The organism is Streptomyces sp. BR123 (assembly GCF_013401435.1).
Lineage (GTDB): Bacteria > Actinomycetota > Actinomycetes > Streptomycetales > Streptomycetaceae > Streptomyces.
This window is the reverse complement of sequence record NZ_JACBGN010000432.1, coordinates 1-4,315: the sequence shown is the minus strand read 5'-3', so window position 1 is coordinate 4,315 and position 4,315 is coordinate 1. Positions and strand designations below refer to the sequence as shown.

Annotated in this window: 4 protein-coding genes and 2 pseudogenes; 3 read left to right on the top strand and 3 right to left on the bottom strand. The window is 72.7% G+C overall.

Annotation, left to right across the window (positions count from 1 at the left end):
- Window positions 1–26: 26 nt before the first annotated feature.
- The 3 genes and pseudogenes from HYE82_RS34390 to HYE82_RS34375 form a co-directional block, all read right to left on the bottom strand.
- Window positions 27–260 (bottom strand): hypothetical protein, encoded by a 234-nt coding sequence (locus HYE82_RS34390; RefSeq protein WP_179178147.1) that lies wholly within the window; start codon window positions 258–260, stop codon window positions 27–29.
- A gap of 63 nt (window positions 261–323) precedes the next feature.
- Window positions 324–1,301, bottom strand: coding sequence for a DEDDh family exonuclease (locus tag HYE82_RS34385; protein WP_179178146.1), 978 nt, complete (start codon window positions 1,299–1,301; stop codon window positions 324–326).
- Window positions 1,302–1,483: 182 nt separating this feature from the next.
- A pseudogene (locus tag HYE82_RS34375) lies at window positions 1,484–2,086 on the bottom strand (TetR/AcrR family transcriptional regulator); the annotation flags it as partial.
- 144 nt (window positions 2,087–2,230) lie between these two features.
- Between HYE82_RS34375 and HYE82_RS34370 the strand changes: the two are divergent.
- The 3 genes and pseudogenes from HYE82_RS34370 to HYE82_RS34365 form a co-directional block, all read left to right on the top strand.
- Window positions 2,231–3,028, top strand: coding sequence for an acetoacetate decarboxylase family protein (locus tag HYE82_RS34370; protein ID WP_179178145.1), 798 nt, complete (start codon window positions 2,231–2,233; stop codon window positions 3,026–3,028).
- A gap of 41 nt (window positions 3,029–3,069) precedes the next feature.
- Window positions 3,070–3,177 (top strand): annotated as a pseudogene (locus HYE82_RS38710) (alcohol dehydrogenase); the annotation flags it as partial.
- A 295-nt stretch (window positions 3,178–3,472) separates the two neighbouring features.
- On the top strand, window positions 3,473–4,315 hold an 843-nt coding region (locus HYE82_RS34365; RefSeq protein ID WP_179178144.1), incomplete at its 3' end, for a sterol desaturase family protein.

Here is a 4,315-nt window from a genome sequence, read left to right as displayed (position 1 = left end):
GGGCGGAACAGGGCGGGACGGGTGTGTCAGACGTGGTCGACGATGCCCACCTTCCCCTCCGCGCGGGCGCAGTGCGCCCCGCAGTAGTAGTGGCCCTGGACCTCGACGCCCTGCCCGATGATCTGTACCCGGCAGTGCTCGCAGATCGGCGCCATGCGGTGGATGGCGCAGGAGAAGCAGTCGAAGACGTGCACGGCGCCCTGCGCGTGCACCTCGAAGGACATGCCGTAATCGTTTCCGCAGACCTCACAACGTGCCATGCGCCACAGGGTGGGACCGCGGGGCGGGCCGGGGAAGCGAGTGCCGGGCGAGTCGCCCGATGCTCACCCGTCTGCCGCAGCCACGTCCCGCAGCAGCTGGGTGAAGGCCGCCTCGTCCACCACCGGCGTTCCGTAGGACTTCGCCTTGACGGTCTTCGAAGTCGCCGAGTCCGGGTCGTTCGTCACCAGCAGGCTCGTGAGACGCGACACACTCGTCGCGACGTGCAGGCCCGCCTCGACCGCCCGGTCCTCCAGCAGCTCGCGGTCGACCGAGGTGTCGCCCGAGAAGGCGACCCGCATGCCCTGCTTCAGCGGCTTGCCGTCCTCGTAGCGCCCCGGGTTGGGGTGCGGACACGGCGGGCGCTTGCGTGCGGGCCGCCAGCTGTTGCCGCGGTACGAGGCCTGGTGGCCGATCCGCGCGGCGACGGGCGAGTCCGACCACTCCGTCAGCGGCCGGCACTCCAGCAGCGGCAGCCGCACCCCGCCCTGCGCGGCGGCGTGCAGCGACGGACGGAACGCCTCCGCCAGGACGCGGGCGTCGTCCAGGGCGTTGTGGGCGCGCTGCTGGACCACGCCGAAGTGCGCGGCGAGCGAAGCCAGCTTGTGGTTGGGCAGCGGGAGGGCCAGCTCCTTCGACAGGGCGATGGTGCACAGTCGCTGACGGACCGGCGCGGTCCCGGCGGCCCGCGCGTACTCGCGGGCGATCATCTGCCAGTCGAACATGGCGTTGTGGGCGACCAGTACCCGGCCGGCGAGACGCTCGGCGAACTCCCCGGCGATGTCCTCGAACAGGGGCGCGTCCTGCAGCATCTCGCTGGTCAGACCGTGGATCCACACCGGGCCCGGGTCCCGTTGCGGGTTGACCAGCGTGTACCAGTGGTCCTCCACGTTGCCCCGTGCGTCGAGCCGGTAGACGGCCGCGGAGACTATCCGGTCGTCGCGCGCGAGCCCGGTGGTCTCCACGTCGACGACCGCGTACCCCGTGGGGTACGCGGTCGGCCACGTCGTCTCTGCGGTCGTACGGTCGTCGAGCATGGTCACAGAGGATACGGGCCCGTACCGACAGCCCGTCCCCCGCCGGGGGCGGAATCCGGCCGCGGACGGCCCCGTCCGCCCCTGCCGGCACCCGGACCGGCACCCGGATCCGCGTCCGGATCCGCGTCCGGATCCGCGTCCGGATCCGCGTCCGGATCCGCGTGCGGGGCGGTGCCCCCGCCCGGCCCCAGCAGCGCGGCCACCAGGCCCCGTACGGAGAGCAGGAACAGCCGCTCCGGGTCCGCGGGGCGGGCCAGGGCCCGGGCCGTGACCGGGTCCCCGGCGGCCTGAAGGTCCCACAGTTCGCCCTCGGCCGGGGACCGGGCGGGGGAGCGCTCCCGGTTCCGCTCGACGAGGACGAAGCCCACCACCTGGAACTGCACGGCCCGGACCGCGTCCGCCGCCCGCGCCCCGCGCAGCCCCGCCGCGTGCACCTCGCGGACGAGCGCCCGCTGGGCGGGCAGGCATCCGGTCGGTGAGCCCGCGCTCGTGCACCGTCGCGGCCAGGTGCGGGTGCGCGCGCAGCTCGTGCCGCAGGGCCCGTGCCACGGAGACGACCCGCTCGGCCGGGGGTGCGGCCCACCGGCCGGATCGCGCCCATCTGCCGCACGGTCAGCTCCACGAGCGCGTCGGGGAGCGATTCGCGGCTGCCGACGTGCCAGTGGATGGAGGTCACCGCGGTGCCCGGCTGCGGCGAGCCGGCGCATGGTGAGGGCGCCCGGGCCGTGCCCCTTGACCAGGCGGGCGGCAGCCTCCGGCACCTCGTCGCGGCTGAGCACGGGCCTGGCCACGGGCGGTCGCCTCCCCTCGCGATCTGCCGAACCGTCAATGTCGGTGGATGCGGCGGTCTTTACCCGTCATCGAGGGCGGTGTAACTGTGTCGCAGAACCTCCCCGGACCTTGGCCCGGGGATCCTCGGAAGGGTGGTGCGAGCCATGGCACGCGTACGGTACGGAGCGCGCACCGAGGCCGAGATCGCGGCCTCGCGCGCGAGGAGTTCCAGCCTCCCGGACATCTGGTCCACCGGTGTGGTGGCCGTCTGGGAGAGCGACCCCGACGTGGTGGCGGCGGTCCTGCCGCCCCCGCTGAAGCCCGCCGAACGGCCCCTGGTCCGGGCCGCGATGAGCAGGGTCGACCTGCCCGGCCACCCCCCGGGCGCCGGATCGGTGGCGGTCGCCGCCCGGCACGGCGGGGTCGACGGCTGGTACCCGCTCGTCATGCCCATGACGCACGAGCGCGCCCTGGCCGGCGGTCGCGAGGTCTTCGGCGAGCCGAAGAAGCTGGGCGAGGTCACCGTCGAGCGCGACGGGCTCGTCGTACGGGCCTCGCTCGCCCGGCACGGCATCGCCTTCGTCGAGGTGCGCGGGGCTGTCGACCGGGAACTGCCGCCGCCCGCACCGGCCCGCAGGACCGACTTCTCCTTCAAGTTCCTGCCCGCGGCGGACGGCTCCGGCTTCGAGGACGACCCGGTGCTCGTGCACTGCACGCACCACGAGACGATCCGCACGCTGGAGCACGTCACCGGTGACATCGTCCTGCGCGAGTCGATGTTCGACCCCGTCGCCGACCTCGCCGTCCGCCGCATCGTCGAGATCACCATCGGCGAGAAGACCGCCGACCGGCAGGGCCGAGCCGTCGAACGGGTCAGCGCCCAGGCCCTCCTGCCCTATCTCCACCAGCGCTACGACGACCCCCGGCAGGCCTTCGACGCCCCGCCCGAGGCGAGTGCGTGAGATGCGGCTCGAAGCCGGTCTTCTCCGTCCGTCAACGTCCGGGCATCTTCCACGGCATCCGGGCCTTCGTCCCCCGCGTGATCGCCGCCGGCACCCCGGGCCGCATCGTCGACACCTCCTCCGGCGACGGCGGCATCGCTCCCCTGCCGCAGCCGCCGCCCGACGCCACCAGCCCGGCCTTCGCCCGCGGAGGCTCGGTCCGGCTTTGGTGGCGGCCCGACCCCGCCGGGGCGGGGCAGCCCGAGCCCCACGAGGGGCTGCGGGGCCGGGGACGGGGGTTCGGACACGCACCGCATGCCCGTCGGCGTGTCGAGCGTGAGCCGCCGGAGTGCGGGGAACCGGTCCAGGCCATGCATCCTGCCCCTTGTACCCGGGGTAACCGCGTCGGATACTGATCGGTAACAACCCCTAGCGGCACCCCGGAACTCCCCCTAAGGTGCGCCCATGCCCAATCTGCCCGATGTCGTGCTGTGGTCCATACCCGCCTTCGTCCTGCTCACCGTGATCGAGGTGGTGAGCTACCGGATCCATCCCGACGAGGACGCCGCCGGATACGAGACCAAGGACGCCGTCACCAGCCTCACCATGGGCATCGGCAGCATCTTCTTCGACTTCCTGTGGAAGATCCCGGTCGTCGCGATCTACACCGCGGTCTACGAACTGACCCCGCTGCGGGTGCCGTTCCTGTGGTGGACCTTCCTTCTGATGCTGCTCGCCCAGGACTTCTTCTACTACTGGCAGCACCGCGGGCACCACGTCATCCGGATCCTGTGGGCCTGCCACGTGGTCCACCACAGCAGCCGGAAGTTCAACCTCACCACCGCCCTGCGCCAGCCGTGGACCAGCGCCACCTCCTGGCCGTTCTACCTGCCGATGATCGCCGTCGGCGTGCACCCCGCGGCCGTCGCCTTCTGCTACTCGGTCAACCTCCTCTACCAGTTCTGGATCCACACCGAGCGCATCGACAAGCTGCCCCGCCCGGTCGAGTACGTCTTCAACACCCCCTCCCACCACCGCGTCCACCACGCCTCCCAGGGCGGCTACCTGGACCGCAACTTCGGCGGGATCCTGATCATCTGGGACCGCATGTTCGGCTCCTGGGTACCGGAGGAGGACAAGCCCGTCTTCGGTCTGACGAAGAACATCAGCACGTACAACCCGCTGCGCGTCGCCACCCACGAGTACGCCGCGATCGCCCGGGACGTGCGCGCCGCGCGCAGCTGGCGCGAGCGCGCCGGACGCGTCTTCCGCGGCCCCGGCTGGCAGCCCGCCCCAGCCCCCGACGCC